Source organism: Arsenophonus sp. ENCA (assembly GCF_002287155.1).
Lineage (GTDB): Bacteria > Pseudomonadota > Gammaproteobacteria > Enterobacterales > Enterobacteriaceae > Arsenophonus > Arsenophonus nilaparvatae.
This window is the reverse complement of record NZ_NHNG01000641.1, coordinates 1-1,094: the sequence shown is the minus strand read 5'-3', so window position 1 is coordinate 1,094 and position 1,094 is coordinate 1. Positions and strand designations below refer to the sequence as shown.

Annotated in this window: 2 protein-coding genes; both read right to left on the bottom strand. The window is 41.4% G+C overall.

What is annotated here, in order from left to right; all coding sequences use genetic code 11:
• The coding region (locus tag CBG25_RS16540; protein WP_290605362.1) for an Rpn family recombination-promoting nuclease/putative transposase at window positions 1–101 on the bottom strand (101 nt) is incomplete at its 3' end.
• A gap of 276 nt (window positions 102–377) precedes the next feature.
• Window positions 378–656: a helix-turn-helix transcriptional regulator gene (locus tag CBG25_RS16535; protein ID WP_290603709.1), complete on the bottom strand. Its 279-nt coding sequence runs from the start codon at window positions 654–656 to the stop codon at window positions 378–380.
• Window positions 657–1,094 lie beyond the last annotated feature (438 nt).

Genomic DNA, 1,094 nt, shown 5'->3' with positions numbered 1-1,094 from the left:
AAATGTTCCGGTAAGTGGATAGCCAGAAAGTCTCTTGCAACAGACAAATCACCGAGAAACTTCTTAAAAAACCCGTCATGGTGCGAAAGTTGGGAAGTCATCAATACTCCTTACGTTTTCACCATGATAGAGTTAATCATCGAGTCAATCAATCTGGCGGCTGATTGATAATAGAAAAAACCAGCTAGGAACAAGTTAAGCTGGTTTGAAATTTCCCCTGGTGTAGGGCAAGAATTTTGAAATTTACAGCATTACGCATTGAGTGATTGATACTAATTAGTATTTATATTTTTCGTACTCTATATTATGGAGATAGATATTCTTGTCGTAGTGTGTTAAGGCTCAAAGAAGATTGAGCCTTTGAAGCGATTTACCGATTAATCTTTCCGATACTCAACTTTGCATTTTTCCAGCACAAAGATAAACAGACGCACCTGAAACATGGCGAGTAAGCTATTGAGTGAATAGAAATCTAACTTGATTTTAATATCTTCCAACGTCTGTTTTATTGCTGGATAGCTAACAGAACGTAGATGAGCTATTTCTCCTTGAGATAATCCAAGGCAGAACAATATTGCCGTTTCAAATTGGGCTGGCGTTAGCTCTGGAAACACATCATGTAATTCAGAGATGCTAGATAAGTCGAAGGTTCTCATGCCGTCCCCTCCATCACTGGCTTACGTCCAGCCCAGATAAGCCGATCGTCCTTGAATAGCACGTTGAATATACGATGGTCATTACGAGTGAATGAGACTTTGCTAGAAGGCCTATTGGAGTTTTTAGGAAATATCCAATAAGTATCGATAAATTTAGAGCAAGATTGAATGGTAGCCATAGTTGCGGCCTCTTGTACAGGTTGTGAAACCTCACCAAGCCGCTACTAAACGGGGTGGTGAGACGTAACAAGGTTAGTAGACCGGCGTACAAGAAACCGGCGAGCTTTTGGCTCCCTCGCTACGCCTCACCATAATACAGGCGTAACTTCGGTTTATAACGGACATAAAAAAACCGCATTAAGCGGGTGTCCGCTTGTACATACAGGCTACTAAACCTGATCACCCATTAGGGCAACGGATGGAATATACCGCGTTATG

Excerpts from the sequence above, each read along its gene's own strand:
- CBG25_RS16535 (WP_290603709.1), bottom strand. The coding sequence starts at position 656 with ATGAGAACCTTCGACTTATCTAGCATCTCTGAATTACATGATGTGTTT.